Source organism: Paenibacillus sp. 102, assembly GCF_039549175.1.
Classification (GTDB): Bacteria; Bacillota; Bacilli; order Bacillales; family Bacillaceae_G; genus Bacillus_A.
On record NZ_JBCGHT010000024.1, the window covers coordinates 30833 to 55338 of the forward strand.

29 protein-coding genes are annotated in these 24506 nt (G+C 35.7%); 19 read left to right on the forward strand and 10 right to left on the reverse strand.

The genetic code is table 11. From position 1 onward, the window contains the following. Positions 1-3: 3 nt before the first annotated feature. Genes AAIE21_RS26485 through AAIE21_RS26530 form a run of 10 tightly spaced genes read left to right on the forward strand, consistent with a single transcriptional unit; the run spans position 4 to position 11125 of the window. Positions 4-447, forward strand: a complete 444-nt coding sequence (locus AAIE21_RS26485) for a phage tail tube protein (protein ID WP_343269449.1) — start codon at positions 4-6, stop codon at positions 445-447. Between the two features lie 53 nt (positions 448-500). After that, complete coding sequence (locus tag AAIE21_RS26490; RefSeq protein ID WP_343269450.1) at positions 501-902, forward strand: hypothetical protein; 402 nt, start codon at positions 501-503, stop codon at positions 900-902. Then, positions 902-1549 carry a Gp15 family bacteriophage protein gene (locus tag AAIE21_RS26495; protein ID WP_343269451.1) on the forward strand — a complete coding sequence of 216 codons (648 nt, stop codon included), beginning with the start codon at positions 902-904 and terminating at the stop codon, positions 1547-1549. The genes AAIE21_RS26490 and AAIE21_RS26495 overlap by 1 nt, the downstream gene beginning before the upstream one ends. A 5-nt stretch (positions 1550-1554) precedes the next feature. Then, entirely contained in the window at positions 1555-4590 is a 3036-nt protein-coding gene (locus AAIE21_RS26500; RefSeq protein ID WP_343269452.1) for a phage tail protein, read from the forward strand. Positions 4591-4618: 28 nt separating this feature from the next. After that, positions 4619-6088, forward strand: coding sequence for a distal tail protein Dit (locus AAIE21_RS26505; protein ID WP_343269475.1), 1470 nt, complete (start codon positions 4619-4621; stop codon positions 6086-6088). Then, positions 6085-9105, forward strand: coding sequence for a phage tail spike protein (locus AAIE21_RS26510; protein WP_343269453.1), 3021 nt, complete (start codon positions 6085-6087; stop codon positions 9103-9105). Before AAIE21_RS26505 ends, AAIE21_RS26510 begins: the two co-directional genes overlap by 4 nt. A gap of 15 nt (positions 9106-9120) precedes the next feature. Continuing rightward, positions 9121-9564: a hypothetical protein gene (locus AAIE21_RS26515; RefSeq protein WP_481858718.1), complete on the forward strand. Its 444-nt coding sequence runs from the start codon at positions 9121-9123 to the stop codon at positions 9562-9564. A 32-nt stretch (positions 9565-9596) separates the two neighbouring features. Continuing rightward, the gene (locus AAIE21_RS26520; RefSeq protein WP_343269455.1) at positions 9597-9851 is read left to right on the forward strand and encodes a hemolysin XhlA family protein; all 255 of its coding nucleotides are present in this window, start codon (positions 9597-9599) and stop codon (positions 9849-9851) included. A gap of 3 nt (positions 9852-9854) precedes the next feature. Next, a complete protein-coding gene (locus tag AAIE21_RS26525) occupies positions 9855-10061 on the forward strand; it encodes a hypothetical protein (protein WP_343269456.1) in 207 nt (68 codons plus the stop codon). Continuing rightward, positions 10061-11125, forward strand: coding sequence for an N-acetylmuramoyl-L-alanine amidase (locus AAIE21_RS26530; RefSeq protein WP_343269457.1), 1065 nt, complete (start codon positions 10061-10063; stop codon positions 11123-11125). Before AAIE21_RS26525 ends, AAIE21_RS26530 begins: the two co-directional genes overlap by 1 nt. 38 nt (positions 11126-11163) lie before the next feature. Here the strand turns inward: AAIE21_RS26530 and AAIE21_RS26535 are convergent, their stop codons facing one another. From AAIE21_RS26535 to AAIE21_RS26545, 3 genes are all read right to left on the reverse strand, one after another. Further along, the gene (locus AAIE21_RS26535; RefSeq protein ID WP_343269458.1) at positions 11164-11598 is read right to left on the reverse strand and encodes a hypothetical protein; all 435 of its coding nucleotides are present in this window, start codon (positions 11596-11598) and stop codon (positions 11164-11166) included. A gap of 120 nt (positions 11599-11718) precedes the next feature. Next, a complete protein-coding gene (locus tag AAIE21_RS26540; protein ID WP_343269459.1) occupies positions 11719-12069 on the reverse strand; it encodes a YolD-like family protein in 351 nt (116 codons plus the stop codon). Between the two features lie 117 nt (positions 12070-12186). Continuing rightward, a complete protein-coding gene (locus AAIE21_RS26545; protein ID WP_343269460.1) occupies positions 12187-12519 on the reverse strand; it encodes a hypothetical protein in 333 nt (110 codons plus the stop codon). A gap of 248 nt (positions 12520-12767) precedes the next feature. Here AAIE21_RS26545 and AAIE21_RS26550 point away from each other — a divergent pair, with 248 nt between their 5' ends. After that, complete coding sequence (locus AAIE21_RS26550) at positions 12768-13190, forward strand: hypothetical protein (RefSeq protein ID WP_343269461.1); 423 nt, start codon at positions 12768-12770, stop codon at positions 13188-13190. A 64-nt stretch (positions 13191-13254) separates the two neighbouring features. On the opposite strand, the gene AAIE21_RS26555 is transcribed toward AAIE21_RS26550, so the two are convergent. Beyond that, a complete protein-coding gene (locus AAIE21_RS26555; RefSeq protein ID WP_343269462.1) occupies positions 13255-13494 on the reverse strand; it encodes a helix-turn-helix domain-containing protein in 240 nt (79 codons plus the stop codon). Positions 13495-13774: 280 nt separating this feature from the next. On the opposite strand from AAIE21_RS26555, the gene AAIE21_RS26560 reads away from it, so the two are divergent. Genes AAIE21_RS26560 through AAIE21_RS26570 form a run of 3 tightly spaced genes read left to right on the forward strand, consistent with a single transcriptional unit; the run spans position 13775 to position 16095 of the window. After that, positions 13775-15073, forward strand: coding sequence for an FtsK/SpoIIIE domain-containing protein (locus AAIE21_RS26560; protein WP_343269463.1), 1299 nt, complete (start codon positions 13775-13777; stop codon positions 15071-15073). Next, positions 15042-15587 (forward strand): replication-relaxation family protein, encoded by a 546-nt coding sequence (locus AAIE21_RS26565; protein WP_343269464.1) that lies wholly within the window; start codon positions 15042-15044, stop codon positions 15585-15587. The genes AAIE21_RS26560 and AAIE21_RS26565 overlap by 32 nt, the downstream gene beginning before the upstream one ends. A 19-nt stretch (positions 15588-15606) precedes the next feature. Continuing rightward, positions 15607-16095: a hypothetical protein gene (locus AAIE21_RS26570; protein WP_343269465.1), complete on the forward strand. Its 489-nt coding sequence runs from the start codon at positions 15607-15609 to the stop codon at positions 16093-16095. A 42-nt stretch (positions 16096-16137) separates the two neighbouring features. On the opposite strand, the gene AAIE21_RS26575 is transcribed toward AAIE21_RS26570, so the two are convergent. Further along, the gene (locus AAIE21_RS26575) at positions 16138-17040 is read right to left on the reverse strand and encodes a hypothetical protein (RefSeq protein ID WP_343269466.1); all 903 of its coding nucleotides are present in this window, start codon (positions 17038-17040) and stop codon (positions 16138-16140) included. A gap of 221 nt (positions 17041-17261) precedes the next feature. Here AAIE21_RS26575 and AAIE21_RS26580 point away from each other — a divergent pair, with 221 nt between their 5' ends. Further along, on the forward strand, positions 17262-17852 hold the full coding sequence (locus tag AAIE21_RS26580; RefSeq protein WP_343269467.1) for a DUF3967 domain-containing protein: 591 nt from the start codon (positions 17262-17264) through the stop codon (positions 17850-17852). A 143-nt stretch (positions 17853-17995) separates the two neighbouring features. Here the strand turns inward: AAIE21_RS26580 and AAIE21_RS26585 are convergent, their stop codons facing one another. Next, positions 17996-18145: a hypothetical protein gene (locus AAIE21_RS26585; protein ID WP_002172469.1), complete on the reverse strand. Its 150-nt coding sequence runs from the start codon at positions 18143-18145 to the stop codon at positions 17996-17998. A gap of 212 nt (positions 18146-18357) precedes the next feature. On the opposite strand from AAIE21_RS26585, the gene AAIE21_RS26590 reads away from it, so the two are divergent. Then, the gene (locus AAIE21_RS26590; protein WP_343269468.1) at positions 18358-18738 is read left to right on the forward strand and encodes a hypothetical protein; all 381 of its coding nucleotides are present in this window, start codon (positions 18358-18360) and stop codon (positions 18736-18738) included. 153 nt (positions 18739-18891) lie between these two features. Here the strand turns inward: AAIE21_RS26590 and AAIE21_RS26595 are convergent, their stop codons facing one another. From AAIE21_RS26595 to AAIE21_RS26605, 3 genes are read right to left on the reverse strand one after another with little or no spacing between them, the layout of a single operon-like run. Then, positions 18892-19149: a hypothetical protein gene (locus AAIE21_RS26595; protein WP_343269469.1), complete on the reverse strand. Its 258-nt coding sequence runs from the start codon at positions 19147-19149 to the stop codon at positions 18892-18894. A 32-nt stretch (positions 19150-19181) separates the two neighbouring features. Continuing rightward, a complete protein-coding gene (locus tag AAIE21_RS26600) occupies positions 19182-19583 on the reverse strand; it encodes a hypothetical protein (protein WP_000030442.1) in 402 nt (133 codons plus the stop codon). Positions 19584-19597: 14 nt separating this feature from the next. After that, a complete protein-coding gene (locus tag AAIE21_RS26605) occupies positions 19598-20428 on the reverse strand; it encodes a ParA family protein (RefSeq protein WP_000198083.1) in 831 nt (276 codons plus the stop codon). A 1678-nt stretch (positions 20429-22106) separates the two neighbouring features. On the opposite strand from AAIE21_RS26605, the gene AAIE21_RS26610 reads away from it, so the two are divergent. The 3 genes from AAIE21_RS26610 to AAIE21_RS26620 all read left to right on the forward strand — a co-directional run bounded on the left by AAIE21_RS26610 (position 22107) and on the right by AAIE21_RS26620 (position 23703). Then, positions 22107-22523, forward strand: coding sequence for a YkvA family protein (locus AAIE21_RS26610; protein WP_343269470.1), 417 nt, complete (start codon positions 22107-22109; stop codon positions 22521-22523). Between the two features lie 197 nt (positions 22524-22720). After that, complete coding sequence (locus tag AAIE21_RS26615) at positions 22721-23260, forward strand: hypothetical protein (protein WP_343269471.1); 540 nt, start codon at positions 22721-22723, stop codon at positions 23258-23260. After that, entirely contained in the window at positions 23257-23703 is a 447-nt protein-coding gene (locus AAIE21_RS26620; RefSeq protein WP_343269472.1) for a hypothetical protein, read from the forward strand. Before AAIE21_RS26615 ends, AAIE21_RS26620 begins: the two co-directional genes overlap by 4 nt. Positions 23704-23756: 53 nt before the next feature. Here AAIE21_RS26620 and AAIE21_RS26625 read toward each other — a convergent pair whose 3' ends face one another. Further along, a complete protein-coding gene (locus tag AAIE21_RS26625; protein ID WP_343269473.1) occupies positions 23757-24287 on the reverse strand; it encodes a DUF4236 domain-containing protein in 531 nt (176 codons plus the stop codon). Positions 24288-24506 lie beyond the last annotated feature (219 nt).

Below are 24506 nucleotides of genomic sequence, written 5' to 3' on the forward strand. Positions count from 1 at the left end.
AATATGTCATTTTTACTGAACCACGGTTATAAATTTGAGATTGAGATTAAAACAGAAACAGAAACCATAACAAAAGCTAGAATCGCAAAAGGGATTACATCTGTTGATCCTGATAATAACGAAGAGTCAGAAGAAACGTACTATTATGATGGCGGTGGAGCTGCTGAACGTGATATCACTGGATTCATGCTATCTTACTCTTTTGAAGGGCATCGTTTTTACGGTGATAAAGCGCAGGACTACATCTTTAGCTTAATGAACAAAACTGGTCCAGCGCGCAAAACAACATTCACAGTGACGGAACCTAACGGAGACAAGTGGGAAGGTCCTGCTACAGTTTCGGAAATTAAAGCTCCAGGTGGCGATGCGAATTCTAAAGGTGAGATTGAATTCACGATTTCATTTGATGGAATGCCGACATTCACAAAAGCACCTGTTACACCTTAATAAGAGTCGTTAATACGGCTCTTATTCTATTTATCTAAAAAAGGAGAATGAATATGACACAATTTAAATTTGAATTTGAAAAGACTTATAAAGAGGTAGACATAGCTGGTCAAGTCTATCGAGTTAATTTCGATGATGAATCGTTAACTAAGTACCACAAGGCCTTTAGTCGATTTGATAAGAAAATTAAAGAAGCGACCGGAATTATAAAGGACTACGAAACTGCTACAGATGAAGATTTCGAAGAGACAGCTCAAAAGCAAAAAGAAGTTACAAGGGATATTGTTGAGACTTTCTTAGGTGAAGGTACTTTTGATGATCTTTACGAAAAAGCAGGCAAATCATCTACAAATCTTATGGGACTTGTTCATTACTTAAATAGCATTTATCTTGAGGAAAATCAAAAGAAAGCTGATGAAGCGCGTAATAAATACTTAAGCAATGTGAAGAAATAATGTTGAAGTTAACCGAACGTGAATATGACTTTTATATGTGGAATGGCGTTCGTTTGGAATTAAACCTTGCTTTTGATAATGTGCTTTTATTATTTGAACTATTTGACGATGAAAGTATCAATGAACAAATAAAATCTGATATTGCATTAAATATGTTGATTGTTGATAAAGTAGCTTTAAATCAATTGAATGGCGAGCATAAGGCGCAGTTACTTATCGATGTTTTAAAAGATAGGTTAGATATTGATTTGAAGACTTTAATGAAACAGAAAGAAGAAAAGCAAGAAGAGGAAAAAAAGCCGACAATTCCTACTATCGACTTTGTAGTAGATGCAGAACGGATTTTTTCCTCTTTTTTGTTTGACTATAATATCGATTTAATTGAACAACAAGGAAAGATGCAATGGAACAAATTTATCGCTCTTTTTCGTAATCTTTCAAGTAAATCGCCAATAGGACAAGCGCTATATTACCGCACTTGTGAAATACCACCTAAAGATAAACATAATTCTGATGAACGGAAACGTATCAAGAAAATGAAAGCCATGTACGAACTTCCAAAAGCTAAAGAAATAAGGGAACAACAAGAACTCGAAGCGTTCCAAAAGAGAATGGAAGCACAAAAGGCGCAAATGGAAGGTAGGTGAAGTAATTGGCTGACGGAAGAGTTGAAATAGAAACCAGGTTGGACCGTAGTAACATTCGTCGTGATATTGAAGAGGTAAATAGAGAATTGGAACGTGTTGGCGAAAATATGGGTCAAGCTGGAAGAGAAGCGACTAGAGAAACAACAAGACAACTAGAAGAAATGAGTAACCATGCTAGACAATCATATGATTCCATGGGACGCAATGCAAACGAAGCAAGTCAGAATATGACAGAAGCTGCTAATAGGGCAACGGAAGCAAATAGAGAAATATCTCGAAGTTCACGTGAGGCAGCTGCTGAAAGGTATGCAGAAGCAGAAGCAACAAGACGAATGGCTGAGGTAACAGAAACGAGTTCTGGTAGATCTAGTAGAGCGTATGATAGGCAACGCAGGTCTTATCAAAATTTATACAACAGTATGAGTGAACAACAGCGGATGATGGCTGACGAAATGAAAGAAGCTTACAAAGAACAAGCTCAAGAAATGTTAAAGTACCAGGGCAAGATGATGGAGGTTGAACACGGTTACTTTAGATTAGCACAATCGGCAAAGGATTATCGAGGTTCTACCGCTGACTTCATGGAAGAGGTAAAACGGCTTGGAGCAGAACAAAAGAAACTTAACGAACAAATGTTAGAAGCTAATGAAATGGCGAAATTGAGTATCATGCAAACTGCAGGAGCCATGATGAATATGTCAACCCAAGCTAGTAAAATATCAACTAACTATGATCGTATGGGTAATCCTCTACTCATGATTAATAAAGGCGGCCTAGCTGCTGCTGATGCTTTGAATAAGTTAGCTAATGCTGGTGACGCTTCTGTTCTTGCTCTTAAAATGCTAGGACCTACTGCAAATATGAAGCAACTTCAAGATATGATAAACATGATTACACAAGGTATTATGCGATTTCAAATGGTAGCACTGGCCGCTGCGGCTACAAGTGCTCTTTTATATGCCAGTTTGTTCAAAGCAGCGAAAGGACCCGATCCATCCGAAGTCTACAAACAACAAGAAGAAGCTTTAACGGCTTATCGAGATGCTGTTAAACAAAGAACCTCGGAAATTATGGAAGCATGGAATCTTTTTGAAGAAGTACAAATGAAAAAGACCAGCGGACAGAAATTAACGAAGAATCTTGAGGAGCAAGTAGGGATATTAGGTAGATGGAAAGATAATTTAGCTAGTATAGCACAAAGAGCAGGGACGGAGTTTTCTAATTACCTCGCTCAAATGGGGCCGCAATCAGCTGAAGAGGTAAAAGCAATTTCTCAAATGACCGATGAGGAATTAACTAAATACGTTGGTCTATGGAAAGAGAAAATGAGGTTAGCGAAAGAACAAGCAAATACAGAATTAGCGGCATTGAAAGAAGAAACAGATAAGAAGATTAAAGAACTTCAAGATTCACTAACCCCTTTAGGATTAGCTTGGGAAAGAATGAAAGGTGCTTTCGTTACAGCAATTCAGCCGATGGTTGATGCCTTCGGAATGCTCATGACTCCAATAGTAAATTTTGCAGCTAAATTCTTTGAACTTGTGACGTTATTCAATCAAGCGCATCCGACAATCGCTTTAATAATACAAGCAATTATCATGCTAGTTCCCGCATTAACACTAATCTTATCACCATTAGCAATAGGAATAGGACTATGGAACGGAATGCTCGCTGCATGGTCTTCTATTTGGATGTTAATTTCGCCGCTGGTGACAGGATTAATGGCAATGAGTGGTACTGTATGGCTAGTATCAGCTGCAATTGTTGGATTAGTAGCCGGACTGATTTATCTATGGAATACGAGTGAAGGTTTCAGAAACGCTGTTATATTAGGATGGCAAATGATCCAAACAACTGCAATCACGGTTTGGAATTTCATTTTGTACAGTGTCTTGGTTCCTATTTGGACAGCTATGACTACGTATTTTCAGCAAATTTTATTACAAATCCAAACGTGGTGGACTGAAAACGGAACGATGATTATGCAAGCAGCACAAAATGTGTGGAATTTTGTGCTTTCCGTAATACAAACAGTTATGCCGATTATAGTTTCAATTATGCAAGTTTTATGGCCAATCATAAAAGAAATTGTTATAGGAACATGGGAAGCTATTAAATCGGTAATTCAGGGAGCGCTTAACATCATCCTTGGAATTGTTAATTTTTTCGCAGCTCTATTTACTGGGAACTGGTCGAAAGTGTGGGAAAGTGTGAAGCAAATTTGGAATGGTGCGCTTGAGTTGCTATGGGGATGGCTTCAACTTTGGGGAGCGGGGAGAATTTTAGGATGGTTAGGTAAATTCGCAGGTGACATTGTTAAACCATTCGTCAAATTTTGGGGTGATATAAAACGAGTATGGAATGATGCACTAGCTGAAATTTATGTATTTTTCGGCTCAAAACTAGAAAAAGTAAGTGCCTATGCGAGCAGTTGGGGTGGAATGATAAAAAATTTCTTCAGTGAATTATGGCAAAGTATCGTTAGTGGGGTGTCCTCTAAGCTAGACGGCATTGTAACGGGTGTGCAAATGACACTTAATAAAGTGGTCAGCTTTATAACTGGATTAGGACAAACTTTCTTCAATGCAGGACGTGGATTAATTGAAATGATGGCAAATGGGATTAAAAGTGCAGCAAGTTGGGTTACTGATGCGGTTAGTGACCTTGCGCAAAAAGCTCGTGATTTCTTACCATTCTCTCCAGCGAAAACAGGGCCTTTAAGCGATCTTGACCATTTAGATTTCGGTGGACCTATCAGTGACAGTCTTAAACTAGCTTTCCCGCAAGTAAAAGGATTATTGGGAAATTTATTAACACTTCCTGAAATCCAGATGATTACAAATGCTGGAAATATAAATGGAAGTGGGAAGTCAACACAAGAAAAAACTAATGGTACTGGTAGAGGTTTCGTTGCTGATACAACATCAGTTAATAATAGTCCGACATATCTAGTTATGGATAAAAAAATTGTAGGTGAATTATTGGCTGGGGACATCAAAGACATAAATGAACGCAACGCTATGAGATTATCGCAATTTTAAAGCGTTTTTTTAGATTGGATGTGATTTTATTACCAAGTCTAGTTTTACATTTAATAACATTAGAAAAGACTATATTTTTACATTGTTAGGTTTTAACCGTCCAACTTGGGCTCCTATAAAAAGAGAATTATTAAAAGTTCCGCATAGACCAGGTGGATATTTATTAAATACAACAACTGAGGAACGTCGAATTGATGTTCCTTTTGTTATTAAAGCTAAAAATCAAAGTGACTTACAAAAAATCAAAGAGGATTTAGCGGATTGGTTAATAACAGATCAACCATGTGAACTAATCTTCGATGATGAGCCCGATAGAACTTATTTAGCTATTCTTGATGGCACATTAGATCTTGCTGAATTTGTGTATAAAGGAAAAGGTACATTAACTTTCATTTGTCCTATGCCATACAAATTAGGTGCGGAACAAACAATTGAGATTGATGAACTTAACTGGGGCGCAGATATTAATAATGCTGGAACAGTCGATACGGATATGCTTGTTGAAATCGAAGTTGATCGACCATCTACTTTCCTCGATATTTGGAAGAACGATAAAGAATATTTCCGCATCGGCAACCCTTTGCCAGTCACAACTACGCCTAAAGAACGTCAGACAAAGATATATGGTACTGATTTTGCAGATATGCTAGGTTGGCAACCAGCTGTTAGCTCTGATAATTCCGATGTTAGTGGGAGTCTGAAGATAGATCATGAATATTTAGTTCCAGAAAGTTTTGGTACTATAACAGAACGATATCACGGCCCATCTATTAGACGATCTATTCCCGAAGGACCTATTCAGGACTTTGTTCTTGAAACATATGTCTCGTTTGGTGCGTCTACAGTAGAAGAGATAGGAAGAGTTGAAATTCAGTTATTGGATAATAATTCGAAAGTTGTTTGTAGAACATCGATTGAAGAAAAAAGTTACTATGAGCGTGCGAATTGGGGGAAGGTATCACTTGGACATTATACACATCCACATTGGAAAGATTTAATACACGAAACTGGTGATTATCGTGATACATGGAATGATTTTTATGGTCGTTTATATGTAGCACGAGTAAACAACATGTGGATGGCTTATATTGCAAAATTTGATGATCGTGAAGGAGCGGCCTATGCGCAAGATGGGGCTGCACGATATTTCGAGTGGTACGACACAGAAGGATGGCATATGAATCCTGTTTCGCAAATCCAAATTGGAATGCAAATGTGGAGTACTGCCCCACCAGTCAAAGTTATGGCAATCGATTTATTGCGGTTTTATAAGATTAATAGAGAAATAGATCCATCTGAATCTAATATTTTTGATGTGGGAGATAAAATCCTTATTGATTCATCTCGTAATCTTGTATCGATAAATGGCAAAAGCTGCATTGACCAAAAAGATGTATTTAGTGAATTTTTAAAGCTTACTCGTGGGAACAATCGTATAGACATTCATCCGAAATGGGTTGGTAAAAAGCGTATTAAGTACAGGGAGAGATACAGATGATTACGGACCAACTTCATATTGTTGATTTCCAATCCGAGAAAGTCGTCGGTGTTATTAACACAGAACATTATTGGGATGACCTTCGACATTGGGAATTAAAGAATAATATAGACACATTTGAATTTAAAATTTCTACTTTATCAGAGTATATGCCATTGATGCAGCAACAAAATATCATTCTCAAAGAGGTATCAGAAGGTCGTTTCATTCCTTATGTGATAATTGATACTGATGTTGATTCGTTTAAGAAAGAACTTACAGTATATACAGCGGCAGAGTGGATTCGACTTGGAAAAGACGCAATTATAAAACCGCAAATTTTACCACAGATGAGTACGTATGAAATGCTTCAAATATGTTTGCAGGAAACAGATTGGTTAGCCGGAAACGCAGAGTTTAATGGACTTCATGGTCTCAAAATCGAAAAGTTCATGAGTCCGTTGGAAATGATTAAAGAAATGTGCAAGCTGTATGAGTTAGAAGTCGAGTACCAAGCTAGAATTGGTCGTGGTGGTCAAATTGTACGTAGTGTAGATATGATAAAAAGAAGAGGACGATTCACTGGTAAAGAAGTCGTTCTAGGGAAAGATTTAATTGGTGTTCATCGTATGGAAAACTCACAAAATATCTGTACAGCACTTGTTCCTTATGCTCGAAAAGAAGATGGAACATTACTGACAATTGAAGAAGTGAATTACGGTTCCCCTTACATTGCAGATGCTGCTGCATTTCAACGATGGGGTGTACGTGGTAAACATAAATTTGGATTTTATGAACCGGAAGTATCAGATCAAGACATGGACGCTCAACGATTATTGACTTTAGCTAGAATCGAAATGAAAAAGCGTATTAATGCATCTGTAAAATATGAAGTTGAAGCGCAATCAGTTGAAATGGTATTCGGAATGGATCATGAAAAAATTGCTGAAGGCGACACAATCTACATTAAGGACCACGGTTTTACACCAACATTAATTTTGGAAGCGCGTGTTCTAGCTGGCGACCATTCTAGAACTGATTCAAGTCAGATTAAATACGTGTTTGGAGATTTTATTGAGCTTACTGACCCTCAAGAAGCGTTACGACTTATGTACGAACGTATACTTGCCCAATTAAATAATAAGGCCTCTAAAGAGCTTACTGATAAACTGGACGAGCTTATCAAAGAAGCAGAAAACAAAGCGAATCAAGCTAAAGAGGAATCGCAAGCTGCAAAGACATTAGCTGAAAAAGTAATAGAGAACTTAGATAACTACCAAACAGCTATTCAGGAAAGTGTTGAACCACCTACAGATAACCTTGTACCTGGCAAAACATTGTGGCTCGATATTTCAAAAGGTAAGCCGGGTATTTTGAAAAAATGGAATGGTTCTGAATGGGAACCGATTGTACCCGATTATGGTGATGTAGACGAATTGAATGAACGTGTATCGAATATAGATACATCCGTAAAGGGACTAACTAATGATGTATCACAATTATCTATAACAACAACGGAGTATGGTAAACAAATTACTGATGCTAACTCTAGGATTGACCAAAATGCACAAGCTATTGGGCTTAAAATTGATATAACGAAAGTTGAAGAATATGTAGGTGGCATTAAATACTTAAACGAAATCCGAAACACGCGTTTCAAAAAAGATTTGAAATACTGGAAATTCGAAGCTCTAAATATATCAAGAGACGAAAGTAAAACTCTTGAAGGTGATGCATCAGTAAAAATAAAAGGTACTGGCGCTAGTAATTCTTGTTTAACATCGGAACAAGTAAAAGCAACTGTTGGTCAGAAGGTAGCGATTTCAGCGTATTTTCAAACAGAGAATATAGCAGAGCATAAAGACGGGAAAATGAAACTTGCTGCTATATTTTTTAATGCAGAAGGCGCTCAAATCAAAGAAGAGATAAAAGAGTTCACTCTCAACGAGGATGTTTGGATAAGACAAGAATTAAGAACTACAGTTCCCGAAGGCGCTACTCATGTAGCTTTTAGATCTTGTGTTATTGAAAACGGAACAATGTGGGTTGCTCATCCTATGCTTCAATTTGGCGAAACTGCTACATCATTTATTGAAAATCCTAATGATATTGTTGATAAAGATGAAATCATGGAAGATCTAGCTGATAAGGTCGCAACAGCGGATTATGACCAGAAGGTTACAGATATAGAACGCAGGATTACAGCCAATGAAAAAGGAATCGAAATATCTGCTAAGGCAACTGATGTCTACACAAAGACGGAATCAGACGGAACATTCGCTAAAGATGCATATGTAAAAGAAATGGAAGGGCGCATTGAGGTTACTGAAAACGAAATTAGCAACACAGTAAAAAAAGGTGAAGTAATTTCGGAAATAAACCAAACAGCAGAGACGATAAAAATTAAGGCAGATTTGATTGATTTAGTAGGTAAAGTTAAAGCTGAATGGATTGTTGGTCAATTACTGAGCGGTGTACAACTCAGAACATCTAACACACACAATTATGTGAGTTTAGATGATCAATTCATGCGTCTTATAGAAAGTGATGTTGTAAGAATGTACGTTGGTTATCACAGACGTACAGATGGTTCAGTTCAACCAACCCTTATTCTTGGTGGAGATAATACCGTTAATACTATATTAGGCACACTACAAATGACACAAATGGGCGCAGGATGGCCAACAGCGAGTGCAAACATAGGAATTGTTGACGAAGTTATAAATGGAGTAACTTATAAATCTGTTTTTTGGGAAATGCAAAGAAACGGAGTAAGCACATTCCATGCCAATGATGCTCAAATTAATTATTCAGGCGTGGGAAGTTGGTACTTTAGACGTGGAAAAACGGGTTTGTATAATACATCATTAGCTTTAATAGACTTTGGGAATGACTCTTATGCAGAAATGAGACTACCAACAGCAAAGTTGAGAAATAGCAGGGCATCTGGTTTTAGAGATATCATTCAAGTTTTAAGTGATTCTGCTGGAGATGGTTGGGGAGGAGTACAAGCTCATATATTAACTCCGAGTTTGTGAGAATACAAATCAAATATTCGTGATGTGCCGTTTTCTGCTTTAGAGAAAGTTAGAAATGCTAAGGTTAGGGCGTTTAATTATAAAGGCGATGTAAATTTACTTTATGAGATGAGGGAGAATAAAGCCCCGAATGATCCTCCTTTAACAACAAAAGACATCAAACAATATTATGGTCTTATCGTTGATGAAGCAGATGAAGCCTTTGTTGACAAAGATAAAACAGGTACTCACTTGTATTCTATGACATCATTAACAATGAAAGCAGTTCAAGAACTTGAGGAAAAGCACGACCAAGATATAGCAGTTTTAAAAAGGGAATTAGAAGCAAAAGATGTAGAGTTAGCAGCGATGAATAGTCGAATAGCATCTTTAGAATCTTTAGTTCAAAGCTTAATCGATAAGGGAAATCAAGCAGAAACACCAACAACTGAAAATCAAACAGAAGCGGAGCAGCAATAGCTGGTCTTTTTATTTTGCAAAGGAGTGAAACGATGCAAGAGATTATCGATTTAAAACAAGAGATCCAACAAATTAAATCAGATCAAAAAGATATCAAGTCAGAACAAAAAGCAATTCAGCAGGATATTCGGAACTTGGAATCACGCACTTTAGGTAACGAAAAAGATATCGTTAACATCAATAAGCAACTAGATAAAATCAGTTCTAATACTACATGGATTCTCCGGATTATCATTGGCGCTATTGTAACAGCGCTTATTGGATTACTCTTGAAAGGAGGTGTATAAGAATTGCCACTTACAAAAGAAAATATTTTAAAACGTTTGCGCAACTGGAAAACATGGGTTGCGCTTTTTTCATGCTTTGGATTAATTTTATCGGTCTTTGGAGTGACTGGATTCGAAGGTAACTTGGATAAGGTCGAAAAGGCTGTTTATTTATTTGGGATTGCTCTGGGTATTTGGACTGATTACGAAGAAAAAGGAGAAGATGCCTAATGAAAAAATCTTTTAAACTTGTTTCCTCTGTATTTATGACCTTACTGCTTCTATTTAGCCTTACTACAGAAGCTTTTGCAGATAGAGCTCTTATTATTGATGGACTACCTAAAACTCCTTATCGTTATGGTGTAGGTGATTATGAGGGCGTTGTGGCACATTCTACAGCAACTCCAGAAGCTCCAGCTATCAACATCCAAAAATATGAAACTCGTACATGGCGAAATGCTTTCGTTCATTATGCAGTAGATTGGAACGAGACAATCCAAATCGCTGATACAAAGTACATTGCTTATGGTGGTGGTCCTGCTGCTAATAAACGATTTGTACACGTAGAATTATGCGAAACAAAGGATTATGCGAAATTTAAAAGCAGCTATGATAAATACGTGAAGTTACTTGCTAAAATCCTACGTGATCGTGGTATCAGTGTTGAAAAAGGATTGTGGACACATAGCGATGTAACGCATCATCTCGGCGGTACAGATCATGAAGATCCGCTTGATTATTTACGTAGTCATGGCGTATCGGAAGCACAATTTCGTGCTGATGTGAAGCGTGCATACAATAATTCTAATGTTGATGTTTCTGTTCCTGAGCAACCATCTAAACCTGAAGAAATACCTACTGCTGTGACTGATGGTGTTGCTTATATTCAAGGTTCCAATGTGAATTTACGTAAAGGTCCAGATACAAGTTATTCTGTAATTCGTCAACTTAACAAACCAGAATCGTATGTTGTGTGGGCTGAAAAAGATGGATGGTTAAATCTTGGCGGTGAGCAATGGATTAAGAATGACCCATCTTATGTGAAGTTTGATAAGAAAAGTACAGTGGATTCGTCTATTGTAGGGAAGCGTGTTGTTTCTAAAGTTAATAACCTACGTTTCTATGATGCTCCATCTTGGCAGGATAAAGATGTTGCTGGTACTTTAGATGCAGGATTAGGATTTACAATTGATGCAAAAGTAACTGTTAATGGATCAACACAATACAAAGTACACAATAGCAAGGGCAAAACATACTATGTAACAGCAAACGAAGCCTATGTATATGTGAAGTAATAAGAAAGCCGGCTCTTATGAGTCGGCTTTTTTTATTCTTAGTATAACTCACCTGTTTTTAACGATCCGACTCTATTGTTCCATTTTTTATCAGTATCGCCCATATAGTATTTGTCTAAATTGACTTTTTTGTAATTTGATTCACTAGGATTTTCAATTCTTTTCTCATATCCTTCGTAATTTGAATCAGAATAAATAATAATATAAGAGGATGGAGGCATTTTTATAGACGATATATCATAATTCCCTAAGAAGTTCTTTGAGCTCCCTGGAGTTAGAGTGAAAAATTCCGTTCTCCAGTCTGTTAAGTCATAGAACGTAAATTCATATGACGCTATACCTCTATTTTCGTTAGAAACCTCAGCCTTATTTGATTGAGGACTAGCGGCACTTGTTTGTTCACTAAAACCAAAAAGGAAGCCGCCGCTTAAAACTAGTGATGTAACCGTTAAACTTTTTAATGCTTTTTTCACTTTTAAAACACCTCCGTTTTTTTTAACACAAACTCATCTTACAACCCTAATCTGTCTCTAAACTTTCATTTACCTTACAAAAACCTTACAAAAATTATGTAAAAAAAAGGCTGACTATAATCAGTCAGCTACATCCACAAATTCATCAATTTTAAATTTAGTATTTAATCCAAATGCATCTGAACATACAAGTGTTTTCGTATGTATATCAATATCCAATACCGTTATGTATTCATCATGTATATATCCATCTCTGTAGTACGAAACAAGTATTTCACTATCGTTCTGTAGAGAATCGTTGAGTGCTCTTTCAATTCGTTCTTTTGTATCCTCGGTCAAAAATGGTTTCGGGACCTTGTATTGTTCCTCCAATATACGTTCAATTCCTTCGTATTGCTCTGGAATCGCAGCGAACGGTTGCCACTTTACCATGCCACGCCCTTTTATTTGCGGAAATCCCCAACTCTCCATATTTACCCCTCGATTCGTGTTGTTTGTTCTTATTATATACGAACGTATGTTCTTTTATGAAGAGTATTTTACAAAAAAAATCAGCTCAATAAGTATGAACTGATTTTTAATAAATTATTAATCATTAATTGGTAATTCGCTATCAAGGGGAAAATAGTCGCCAGATGCCGATTCTCCAGAAGGTGTAATTCCTTGATTTGGAAAGAACCAAGGATCTGTATTATTTATATAAAATGTTGGATAACCTCCTGATCCCCCTGGTCCGTATGGTAAAAAACCTCCAGAAGTCCATCCTCCATATGGTACGAATCCACTAGAGTACATTCCCCCGGTGTAAAATTGTTGTGGTGGTAAAAATCCGCTTATTCCACTACAATGACCACCATAATTCATAAAATCTCTAGGTAATACTCCATCCCATGCAAATGTAGGCCAATAATAAGGATACATCTTATCCCTCCTTTTTAATATTCCATACAATTTATATGTATTTTAAAAATCAACTTAGGTTCATTTGAGTAAAATAAAAAAACTTACTCATTTGAGCAAAGCTACATCCAAAAATCAAGGGAAATGTAACATTTTAATAGATTGTTCACTTTAATATTCCGTCTATTAGAATTATAGAAAAAAATTATAATTTCATTCATTGGTTTATAGAATATCTAGGTATGTTAATACCTAGAGGAGGGAATCTCATGAAGAAATTATTATCTGTTATGGGATTGTTGGTGTTATCACTAGTGGCATTGTTTGGATTCAGTGAATCAGCAAGTGCGGCAGTTTCTCGTCATCCGTTTGAAACAGATGGACCTGCTAGAACCGAAGATAATATTATTTATGCTTCATCAGGGCAGACTATAAAAGTCAAAATTAACTGGTGTGCTAATGTGAACTGGGATAACTATCGTGCAACTGCAATGCCAGTATTCCGATGTGGCCCCGCGCTCTCTGTAAAACTATATAATACTAGTACTGGAAATTACACATCTTCCAAGGTCATCGGGGTAGATGGATGGGTAACATTTACCAACATGAGGAGAGGTACTTATTATGTATATTTCACTGATTCATGGAGTGACTACTTTTTCAGAGGTGAAAATACAGCAAGTAGTTATTAGAAAATAGCCCCTGCCATCCTTCGGGATGGTTTTTTTGCATAAAAATAGCCCCGTTTTTACGAAGCTACATCCAAAAATCATCTTCATGTATGTTTTTTCCTAATTTTTTCAAACCTCTTGTAATTTGAGTTATCGTTGAAAATTTCGGTATATATGATTTGTCGTTGCACAACTTTGAAATTGTACCCCTACTTAATTTTGCGGCTTTCTCTAATTCCCCTTGTGTGATCCCTTGTTTATCTAACCATTTTCCGAATTTACTGCGATGTTTCCCTAATCCAAACACCTTTACCACCTCAAACATAGCTTGCCCTTTCCGTCATTTTTTTAAACACGAGAAAAAAACTGACATAAAGACCAAACAGTACACAATACCTTTTACCATACCAAACAAATTACGATTCACAGTGCCAATCTGATAGCCTTTTAAAACTTCGTTTTACCTATTCCGAATAGAATTCTTTCACAGAATGATACTTCGGACATTGTGAGATTACTATTTTCAATGATTCATAGTAATTTTCAACTCTTCTAATCTGCAGGGACTATTCTTACAGAATACATAAAGAAGGGTGGTGTTCACTTTGATATTTGAGTTAGTCAGTTCCGCAGCAGTCGGTGGTGCAATTCTTTTCTCAAAAATGCATCAAAAAGGAGCAACAAATGATGCCTCTAAGATCCAGAGGATTTGTGCTAACTGTGGTTTGAAAGTGAAAGAGGGTAAAGATACAAAAACGATACAGCTGCTTCGTAAGACGAGAAATGAGTGGGGAATGGAGTATGCGTATAGAATCCCTCTTGGACTTAGCTTCTCCGATTTTGAACAAAAGATGCAGCATTTAGAAGACGGATTGAATCACAAGAGCAAAGTTTATGATTTTAAGCTATCAGACTTAAAAGCTCTTCGTTTCAGAAAAGATATCTTAAAGCAAATACAAAACATTATAAACAAGAAAAAGTGCATCAGAAAGGAAATAGAGCTGTCTTATGATGGTTTATTGAAAATACGAGTTTATGAGAAGGGAATACCTGATTTCGTGAAGTTTGAAGAGGACATGATGAAACAATGCAGAGGATGGGAAGTTCCTATCGGATTTACCAGGGACGGATTAGTAAAACATGATTTCGATGCAATTTCACATATGATCTCGGCCGGCATGACGGATATGGGTAAATCTAATGTATTAAAGCTCATTATTACATCCCTTGTACGCAATCAATCTGATAATACAAAACTATTCCTCATCGATTTGAAGGGGGGTCTATCTTTTAACCGATACAGATTCCTAAATCAAGTCGAATCAATTGCGAAGAACCCTGAGGAAGCCCTTGAGACTCTAAGGGAATTGCAAACGAAACTGAATGATAGAAACGAATACTTACTAGAAAACGGATACGAAGATATAAAAGAAGCTAAGGATCCAGTTCGCTATTTCATTATTGTAGATGAAGCTGCCGACATAGCGCCATATCAGGAATGCAAGGACATCATTGTAGACATAGGAAGACGCGGCCGGGCAGCAGGATTCCGCTTGGTATATGCGACTCAGTATCCAACAAATGAAGCCTTACCATCGCAACTCCGGCAAAATATCGGTGCTCGTGTTTGCTTTAGATTACAAACAGAAGCAGGAAGCCGTGCCGTATTAGATGAGGGCGGTGCAGAGTGTCTTCCCAATATAAAGGGGAGGGCTATATATCAAACGAATGAAAAGAAGGTCTTGCAAACTGTTTATATCGATAACAAACAGATTGATAACATTATAAAGCCACACATTAATATCAGAGCAAGGAAGGAGCATGATGATGCAAAAACTAGCCATGAAGGAAGCCAGAACCGAGAGTATACTCTTGAGCTTGAAGAAGTTGGGATTCTTAAGTAGAAAACAGATTCAAGTACTTCATGACCTTGGTGGTGACAGGAATGCTTCCCGTGTAATGAAGGACCTTGAAGAATATGTATCTAGCTTCAGGGATTCTGAAAAGATCTACTACCTCAATAAAGAGGGACGTGAGCGCATTGGAAGTAAGAAGGTTTTAAAGCGTTCTAACCAATTCCGGCACTATATCATGAGAAATGACATCTATATTGCTTATAATTGTCCTGCTTCATGGAAACAAGAAGTGAAAATGAATGTGAAGGGAGTTGTTTCCATAATTGCAGATGCATTGTTTAACGATGATGGAAGATATCACATTGTAGAGATAGATCATGAGCAGAAGATGAGTGCAAATCGTGTGAAGATGCAGAAGTACCGTAAGCTAATTGATTGTAATGTATTTGATAAACCACCTAAATTTACTTGGTACACAACAACTGAATACCGCAGGAAGAACCTACAGAAGTTGTGCGAGGGGTTGGATTGCAACATATTTACAGTTACTGATTTCCACTAAAAATAGGGAGATGGTCCATATGGCAACTGAGACAATGAGCATCAAAGATTTTATGGATGGTAACTATGGAGCGAAGAAAAAGTGGGGCTTGTTCAAAAAGAAGGCAAAAAAATACGCACCTGTCGCAGTGCGTGTATCATTAGTAATCGGTAGTGCTATTATATTCAGTAACTTTATAGATATTACTCATGCCTTCGCTGCTGAACCCGGAAGTGATGTTAACGAGGTATTTAAAGATGTTCAATCCAATGATGGGAAGTTTAAAAATTATATAGATGGCCAACTATACAATCGTATTGTAAATGCGTTTGAACCTGTTATCTTTTTAATCAAAGCAGTATCGTATCCCATAGCATCCGTTGTGGCGTTATGCGGTGGATTGTTCATTATGGTAGGTAGCCAGGAACGGGGATTCTCGTTAATAAGTCGCGCGGGGATTGGATATATTGTAGTCCAAATGATTCCGCTGTTTATGAGGCTGCTTGTTGAGATTGCTAAAGCTATTTAATAATAAACAAACCTCCCGCATACAGTAATGCAGGAGGTTTGTTTATTTTAGTTTTCGATCCATCATAATGCGTTTGTAAGTTTCGCTATTCTTAAAACCATCGGGATCTTTACGAATTTTCTCTTGTAATTTTTCTAATTGATTTTTTGAAATGCCTTCAATGTAGGCCTGCCTAAAATCTTCAAATTTCCTGAGCTCTGTTACAATAGGACTATCGAAATGTTGGGATTGTGGAATTTCTCCAGACTCATTACTAACAAAAGAGTTTAACCATATTTCTTCTGGATGTTTTTTGATTATCGTAATAACAAGGATTCCAACTAAATTAGAAATCACATACATTGCATCTTTGTTCATAATTACCGGAGTACCAAATGCAGATCCTTGGATTATTGCATGGGGATGGCTAAATAGTTCCCGCATTATTTCCTCATTAAAGAGGATAATATGATTCTCTAAAACATCTAAATTTAATCGTTCCTTTAAAAGATAAGAACGCATAACATTTTCTGCGTTTGATAATGTGTTTAATATTTCTGGAGTTAGTGGTTTATCGTTATCTTGTTCAGTGGTGATTTTTTGTAAATCTTGATGTAAAACTCTCCAATTCACAGATGTAATGAAACGGTTTAACCAGTCTCCATTGTATATTACAGGGCCATCGAATCCATTCTTTTTAAATGGGTGAAATACTTTATTTGAAAAAAGAGTCTCATCTTTATTGAATAGGTCTTCGCAGTCAGAACATAGCAGATGCAATTTCTTTCCGTCTTGTAATGGACGATTAGGTTCTGCTACAGTCCTAATTCTTCCGGTAAAAGAATGTGCATTTAAATATCTAAAAACAAATTTTGGAACAATATGACTTTCCTCTAAAGTTGATTCTTTTTTACATAAAGCGCAAATTCCAATAATAGGTTGTTTACCAGATTTCTTCTTCGCCATTATAGTATTCCTCTCTTTTTAAAAAGCTATAGAATTGTCAACTTGCTATTTCTAAACGTTTATCTGTACTATTTTGAATTATTACTTTAAATCTTCACTTAAATGATAACACCGTTTGTGAGATTGCAAAATGATTTAACTTTACTTTATGTGGCGAACATTTCTTTGCAGGAAAATTCTAACCATAATGGAATACTCTCACTAGGAGGTGTCGTGACGTTATGACGGACGAAATTGTTTATTCTGCTAGTGAAGTATACAAACGACTAGGAATAAGTGATAGCACCCTTAGAAAGTACATGGAAGTGTTGCAACGAGAAGGATATACAGTCAAAAAGGATAAACGTGGCCGAAGAGAATACACCGAGTATGACGTTATGGTGCTTGAGAAGTTGATAGAATTAAGTAAGCATGACGGTATGACGTTGGAGAAGGCTGCAAAGATGATTGCGCAACAATTAGAAATCGCAGATACAAATGCGAAGACTGAGGAATCCCAAGAAACTGATATAATCCCATTCCACATTCAACAACAACTCCAGCAACAGTATAGCGTTATGGCGCAAGAAATGAATCAGAGTATGTTAGCCATGGAAAAGCGATTGAGTGAGCAGGCGAAGCAAAGCAATGAGGAAATCAAAGCAAGTGTAGAAGCGCATAATGAACGCGTGGAAAAACGCTTAGAAGCGCGAGACGAGACGTTAATGAAAACGCTACGTGAGATGCAGGAAACTAAGAGGTTGATGCAGGAATTTCGTGATGAGGTTGCTGCTGCAAAAGAGAAGAAAAAGCCGTGGTGGAGGTTCTGGTGAGAGCAAGAAGGGGTAACGCTGGCCAGGATAGGAACATATAAAAATAGGGTTGTAGAAAAAGAAAAAGTGGATTCTTTGTGAGAGCAGGGATCCACTTTTTTCTTGTGTTTGTTCGCACCAAAAATTAGGGGAAACGTAACATATTATTTATCTGTTTGTTTTTGCTTCTTTTTCAAATACTCCGCACGCAATTTTTCAAGTTGCTGCTTTTTATCAAATTTGGCAGGCGTCTGTTTTTCATGAAACTTTGCCACAGCTACCTGACCTTTGTAATCCAATTGATATTTTCCCACTTTGTTCACCTACTTATCTTGTTTTTAAAGAGAATCTATTCAACAAATATAATATACCTTATTTTACTGAAGTAAACCTTATTACTTTATTAGTTGCAAAGTTTTTTTACTACTTGTTAAAAAAATCTACATCCCCAATATTTTTCTACTTATATCTATCTTACATAATGATAACTGTCATACAATGAAGATAATATTAGGAAATTGTGAGGATGATTACGTTGATAAGATTTGTAATTAGTTACGCTGCAAGTCTGTTTGCTTTTATTTTCGGATGGTTCTTGATTTCATATATTTTTAATTCTAGCTTTATTCACCCGAACGTTTTATTTGGATTCATTAAAACTATCGTCACTTATGGTGGTATACCAGCTCTTATAGCTTGTCTAATTGGGGAAGTCTTATACAGGAAAATCAAACGATGTAGAGAATTGCAATTTGGTATTCCTGTATTTATAGGACTAGCAGTTATCTATACACTTACACCATTTCTTTTTATTTTTACTTTTTCTTTTTCAAGTTTCTTTTATTTCGTTGCACCTGTTATTATGGGGTCCTTAGCTTTTTATTTAGTACGTAGAAAATTCCGTTAATGATAACTATGCAAATGAGATAGTGGTGGTTCTGGTGAGGGTTTTTAATAAACTACGCAAAAGTAGAAAAGTATACATTTATACTTTTCTACTTAAGAGTAAGTATATAAAAAGCCCTAAATATGTAGGGCTTTTTATATTAGCGTTTTTTAATTATTTTCTTTCATAAATTATGTCATTCAAGGTATGCTTTTCACGTTCATTCAATTTATTAGTGATGTAGAAGTTTAATATTTCATCAATAAACTCATAATTCTTCATGTCTTTCATTGTACAAATGGCCTTTATTTTACTAAGTGATTCAGGTGATACTTTTATATTCTTCCTGTCTGCTGCTGACAATGAATTCTTTTTCTGTGTTTTAGGGTTATCTTGAACAGGTGTCACGGTCACTAGGTACTTTTTATCCATATTAACCACTCCTATTTAAAACTTTCTACTTGTTATTTCTTTTCCAACATTTCATAAAGGTGCTTATACATCCCTTTGTAACCTTCAGATTGTCGCGTTGTTAATTTAGTATTTACATAGCTTTCAAGAAGCATATCGATAATACTGTTAATCGATGCCTTATCCATGCTTTCTTGTTCTTTTATAAATGGTTTAAGAGTATTTAGCTTTAATAAAACAGCTGGTGAAATTTTAGCAGTTTTTGATGGAACTAAACGTTGATCTGGCTTCTCAGGAGCAGTTACTTTTGCTTTATTGATGATAGGTTTAATAACTTGCTTCTTAACAGGCTCACTATTACGGCCAAAATCGTTAGTTCCTTTTATCTGTACGCCTTTGTCATTTAAAGTGTTTCCAGGTTTTGTGACTATAGGCTGAAATGGTGCTTTAGACATTAAAAACCTCCTCCTTAAGCATTAATAGTAGCGAAATAATTTTCATGTTCATTAAGTTCGCTAAGAACATCGATGAATAGTTGATGAGCTTTTTCATCCCACATATCAATATTGCCGCTAACGTTAACATTTTTATGAATTCCTTCAATATCGTACACTTTTAGGCGTTCTTGATATCTCACGATTGTATCTAGAACGTTTCCACCATACATTTCTTGAGCTTGTTGTAATACTTTATTATCCACTCGTTTTCCTTGATGTAACATCATTGGAATAATACCTAAAACTTGTAGGTCTGCATCATATGTTTCTGCTAAAAACTGCATATAAGCGATATATGTTTGAGCACCTTCTAAAGATAACTCTTGTGTTTGTAGAACGATGATACAATAATCAGCTGCTATCATAGCGTTATCTGAGTAGTCACTGATTGTTGGTGGTACATCAATGTAAATACGATCATATTTATCTTTTAATGGTTCTAGTAATTTCTTTAAATATGTAATTTGTGCAAGTTCATCCTCTGGGAACATATCAAAGAGGATTTTAGATAGTTTTCTAAATGAAGTATTAGATGGAACAATGTCCAAATTCTCAATTACTGGGATAATCTCATTCTCTAAATTTTGATTTAAGAATGCATCCGTAATAGACTTGTCTATTTGTTCAATATCACCTGTTTTAGCGAGGACTCTTGTAGCATTCCCCTGAGGGTCCATATCCACTAAAAGACATTTTTCATTAAATACTGTAGCAGCTTCATAAGCCAACATTGTAGCTGTTTTTGTTTTCCCAACTCCACCTTTAAAGTTACCGATTACGTATGTAGTTGCTTGTCTAGTCATTTTCGACATTCCTCCATAAAACTCCGAATAAGTATACCTTTGAGTAAAATGTAACATCTACGTACAATATTCGCAACAGTATACCGTAGAAAAGTTTATGTTTTTCAAACAGATTTATCGAAAGAGTAGAAAAGTATACTTAAGCGTAAGATTTTTTAGTATACTTTTCTACTTTTCTACTTACGCGTAAGTTATAGAATGGGTAATTTTTTAAGTAGAAAAGTATACATTTCTACTTTCACGTAGTTTATGAGGTATTTCTCTATATACCGGCAATTAAGGGTTGATTGCAATTTTTAAGGAGAAACAATTTTTAAATATGGGGTTAGAAGTATACATTTCTACTTACGCGTAAGTTAGAAAGGGTATACTAAATTTGAAAGTCAGGTAGAAAAGTATACTTTTACACTTTTTCGTAGTTCTACTTTTCTACTTACGCGTAGTTTTAAGTTGTCATTTCTGTATTTACAAACAAAAAAGCTTGTTGTAACGTAGTACACAACAAGCATCATTCTACAAAACAAAACATAATTTGATATTTAAAATAAACGAAGATCGATAGAACAATTGAATATGAATAGAAAATAAAAAAGCCACTCCCATACGCTATCGGCTACCAACCTTTAGCGGGAATGACTCAGTTCTAGCAAGTGTACCACCACTTAGCTAGACATAACCTGTTTAACCAGACGGGATTTCCGTTTAAGAAGTGTACCACCACTATCCTTAAACAATTATGCCTTTTCACGAGGCTTCTTTGATATACCCATTTTATCTATGATTTGGCTAAAATTCAACTAGTAAATGCTAGAATTGTAATTTTTGTAGTCAAAAGATATATATAGGGCATCTCTAAACCTAGAAGTCTTGTGAATGTACAGGCCGTTCAGGAATTGGAGATGCCTTTTTTGTTTTCTATTCAACGTGGAATTGCCTGAAACCACGTTAATAAAAACTGATAAGCCGTAATTCCGTGCTGCTATATAGCGGGAACGTGTTACGGCGTGGCTTGCTGTTGGTCGTGCAGGGGGTACAGAGTATGCGCCTACAAAAACAGCACCCCTAACTGGCTTCCTGTTCATCTGGTTAGGGTAGGTGAGAACTTACCTAGGGACGATTCTCTAAAAGGTTCGGGTGGTTATCGTTAGCATCACGGTGCTAGGGAATACATTCAGTTAGTCGTGTAGGGACGATATTACAAGGACAAACCATAGAAAAAGGATGTATGCGGTGAAAATCGCTAAGTGAACAGGGTCTATACATACGGATACCTTATAAGTGACCGCATGGCAAAAACAAAGACGCTTATCCATCTATTTTGATCGATTACTTTTTGTAGTCTTTCAAAGTAGGGGATAAATTTGCCTTCCAGCCGTATTCCATAATCGTTCCCACATGATAAAAACCCTTAAAACCTTCAGTCAAGGCTTATTACGAAGAAAAGCTGGAAAATACACGGTTTTATACTAATCTGAAATACTACTAGCTAAGATAGAGGAATAAATAAGGAAATTACAACTTACTTAGTTAGAGGATAAGGGGAATGATGAAACAATTACACTAAGTATCCTAGGGTTCATCTTCTTAAACCTGTTATTACTTGGACTACTATCTTTATTTAGTGGTATTTAGTAAAATTTGATTTGATACAATTAATTATAGACTGGGGGATTTGTTCATGGATTATTCAACGGATAAATTAGAAGAGGAACTGACGAGATCTAGTAAACATTATTCAGATTCTAAGTTTTGGGATAAAGTGAAGAAGTATGGTAAAAAAGCAGGAGCTAATGTTGTTTATGCAGTTTTATTATTGTATTACACCCTTCAAAAAGATACTGTTCCAATGAAGACAAAAGGGATTATTCTTGGAGCTTTAGGTTATTTTATTCTTCCTTTAGATTTGATTCTAGATGCTATTCCAGTGGTTGGTTATACAGATGACTTAGGTGCGTTAGGAATTGCGCTTATGCAAGTTGTTATGTATATTGATCAAGATGTTAAGGATTTGGCTAAAAATAAATTACAAGATTGGTTTGGGGAAGGTGTAGATACTTCAGAAATAGATAATAAGTTGGTAGGTAATGAGGACTAGAGAACATATTCTTTAGTTCTTTTTTATTTAATTCATTTAGAATTTACCCTATTTCCGAAAATGGTTTTATCAATCTGATATAGTACGTGAAATTATTATAATATCTTTTTTTACTGATAAATATCAATTTTAATTTATTATTGGTAATTTATGTGATAAATTTAGTATATTAATAACTTAGTATAATGAGGGATTATATGGGGGAGCTAAAGGGGAATAATCATTATTTAATTAGATTTTTGTATTTACTTATAGCTTGGTGTGTAGCTATAAAACCTATTTTCTTATCTAATGACACAAGTAAGGTTGCTTTTTGCTCTACACTATTTTTATTTTTTGTACCTTTAACAATTGACTATCTAGGAATGACGGTAAACACTAAGCTAGGTGTTATTTTAAAAAATATCGGATTTTACAGTACTCTTTTACCTATAGTTGTGATTATATGTATTACCTTTGATGGATTAGAAGTCAATTTAATTTCTAAGATGATGTACGGTATATCATTTTATGTAATCTGGTGGGTGTTGTTTTTATGGATTGTACTTTCTTTTGTTGATTGGATATATTTCAGTTGTAGTTCAGTTGAAAAGAAGGTTAGTGAAGAGATAGTTTCTGATGTAAGAGAGGGATTACGTTATAATATCCCGAATCCAATGGATAGTAGAATTGATTATCATGAAAAACAATATGAGGCTGAAATAGCTGCAAGTAATGAAGGAGGGATTGAAAGATGATATTAAATGTAAATGAATTATTTATAGTTGTAATAGGGCTATTTGTAAGTTATTCAATAGGTGCCTTTTTAAAATTATTACAATTTAAAATGAGTTATTTTATTACATTTGTAATAGCTTTTTTACTCCCATTTCTTGTATTGAAAATGACAGTGTCAGCTACATATAGAAGTGTTTTAAATGAAGGAATTAAAGAGGGTTTTAAAACTTTTGGTTATAGTATTTCAGCGTTGCCAATACATGTTAGAGTGATAGGGGAAGTTTCAGCAGAAATTTATGCAAAACAGGTTGCTAGAAAAAGGATCTATAAGAAATATAATATTGAACAACGACCACAAGATATTATTTCAATTAAATCCAACTTCCCAGCTATTAAAGATATAATTAGCGATGTATCAAAAAGTATGATGGAAGATAAACATAACGGTTATAAACTGTACTAAAAGTATGAATCCCTGCACATTGTGTGGGGGTTTTTTCATAAAAAAAGACACCATTACGAGTGCCTTTTTAATATCAGAGTACTTTTACAACAAGAACATTGCATCTCTTTTTTCTTAAATACTAGGTGTTGCGCTCTGCATGTCGGGCATATTATGCCAACTGGCGTCAAGCTTAACCGATAGCATATAAATCCGATCACTGCAAATACTATTGCGGGTAAAATTTGTATGAACGCCACTGAAGTAATAAATGCAATTAGCATAAAAATAGATAGCGGTTTCGCTACTTTACGATTATTAATAGTAGCTTTGCTGTCCCTTATTGTTATAGCATCTACAGCTACTGTTTGTGGAGTGTATATAGGTTTTTGATAATCTATTTCTTCCATGTTTTTTGGCTTATTGCTGATGTGCTTTTGATAAGAAATACCTGTCCCTGGGATAGAAGTTGTAACTCTTGTTCCAGATGGGCCGAAACTAACACGAGCGCCTTTTACACCAATACTAACTCCAAGCCCTTTTTTACTTGCATTTAATTTAATAACAGGAGCTATTTGTTTACTCTTATGAAATCTAAATCCCATATTTATGAGTCCTTTCCATTTATAAGTGTAATATTTAGAATATCATAACAAAATATTAGTAATTATATTGTTGTATTTTGTAAAGTGTATATAAAAAAGACACCCTAAGGTGCCTTCCTCCGACTTGAACCACTCTACTTTTAATAATATATTGAATTCCCATCCACTTAACATTTTACCATATTTATCTATATTGGTTGTTAAGAAAGCGAACTCAAA

What these genes read in the sequence shown, in the direction of transcription:
- AAIE21_RS26485 (WP_343269449.1), top strand. Translation starts at nt 4, where the DNA reads ATGTCATTTTTACTGAACCACGGTTATAAATTTGAGATTGAGATTAAA.
- AAIE21_RS26490 (WP_343269450.1), top strand. Translation starts at nt 501, where the DNA reads ATGACACAATTTAAATTTGAATTTGAAAAGACTTATAAAGAGGTAGAC.
- AAIE21_RS26495 (WP_343269451.1), top strand. Translation starts at nt 902, where the DNA reads ATGTTGAAGTTAACCGAACGTGAATATGACTTTTATATGTGGAATGGC.
- AAIE21_RS26510 (WP_343269453.1), top strand. Translation starts at nt 6,085, where the DNA reads ATGATTACGGACCAACTTCATATTGTTGATTTCCAATCCGAGAAAGTC.
- AAIE21_RS26520 (WP_343269455.1), top strand. Translation starts at nt 9,597, where the DNA reads ATGCAAGAGATTATCGATTTAAAACAAGAGATCCAACAAATTAAATCA.
- AAIE21_RS26530 (WP_343269457.1), top strand. Translation starts at nt 10,061, where the DNA reads ATGAAAAAATCTTTTAAACTTGTTTCCTCTGTATTTATGACCTTACTG.
- AAIE21_RS26540 (WP_343269459.1), bottom strand. Translation starts at nt 12,069, where the DNA reads ATGGAGAGTTGGGGATTTCCGCAAATAAAAGGGCGTGGCATGGTAAAG.
- AAIE21_RS26545 (WP_343269460.1), bottom strand. Translation starts at nt 12,519, where the DNA reads ATGTATCCTTATTATTGGCCTACATTTGCATGGGATGGAGTATTACCT.
- AAIE21_RS26550 (WP_343269461.1), top strand. Translation starts at nt 12,768, where the DNA reads ATGAAGAAATTATTATCTGTTATGGGATTGTTGGTGTTATCACTAGTG.
- AAIE21_RS26555 (WP_343269462.1), bottom strand. Translation starts at nt 13,494, where the DNA reads ATGTTTGAGGTGGTAAAGGTGTTTGGATTAGGGAAACATCGCAGTAAA.
- AAIE21_RS26570 (WP_343269465.1), top strand. Translation starts at nt 15,607, where the DNA reads ATGGCAACTGAGACAATGAGCATCAAAGATTTTATGGATGGTAACTAT.
- AAIE21_RS26575 (WP_343269466.1), bottom strand. Translation starts at nt 17,040, where the DNA reads ATGGCGAAGAAGAAATCTGGTAAACAACCTATTATTGGAATTTGCGCT.
- AAIE21_RS26580 (WP_343269467.1), top strand. Translation starts at nt 17,262, where the DNA reads ATGACGGACGAAATTGTTTATTCTGCTAGTGAAGTATACAAACGACTA.
- AAIE21_RS26590 (WP_343269468.1), top strand. Translation starts at nt 18,358, where the DNA reads ATGATTACGTTGATAAGATTTGTAATTAGTTACGCTGCAAGTCTGTTT.
- AAIE21_RS26595 (WP_343269469.1), bottom strand. Translation starts at nt 19,149, where the DNA reads ATGGATAAAAAGTACCTAGTGACCGTGACACCTGTTCAAGATAACCCT.
- AAIE21_RS26600 (WP_000030442.1), bottom strand. Translation starts at nt 19,583, where the DNA reads ATGTCTAAAGCACCATTTCAGCCTATAGTCACAAAACCTGGAAACACT.
- AAIE21_RS26605 (WP_000198083.1), bottom strand. Translation starts at nt 20,428, where the DNA reads ATGACTAGACAAGCAACTACATACGTAATCGGTAACTTTAAAGGTGGA.
- AAIE21_RS26610 (WP_343269470.1), top strand. Translation starts at nt 22,107, where the DNA reads ATGGATTATTCAACGGATAAATTAGAAGAGGAACTGACGAGATCTAGT.
- AAIE21_RS26615 (WP_343269471.1), top strand. Translation starts at nt 22,721, where the DNA reads ATGGGGGAGCTAAAGGGGAATAATCATTATTTAATTAGATTTTTGTAT.
- AAIE21_RS26620 (WP_343269472.1), top strand. Translation starts at nt 23,257, where the DNA reads ATGATATTAAATGTAAATGAATTATTTATAGTTGTAATAGGGCTATTT.
- AAIE21_RS26625 (WP_343269473.1), bottom strand. Translation starts at nt 24,287, where the DNA reads ATGGGATTTAGATTTCATAAGAGTAAACAAATAGCTCCTGTTATTAAA.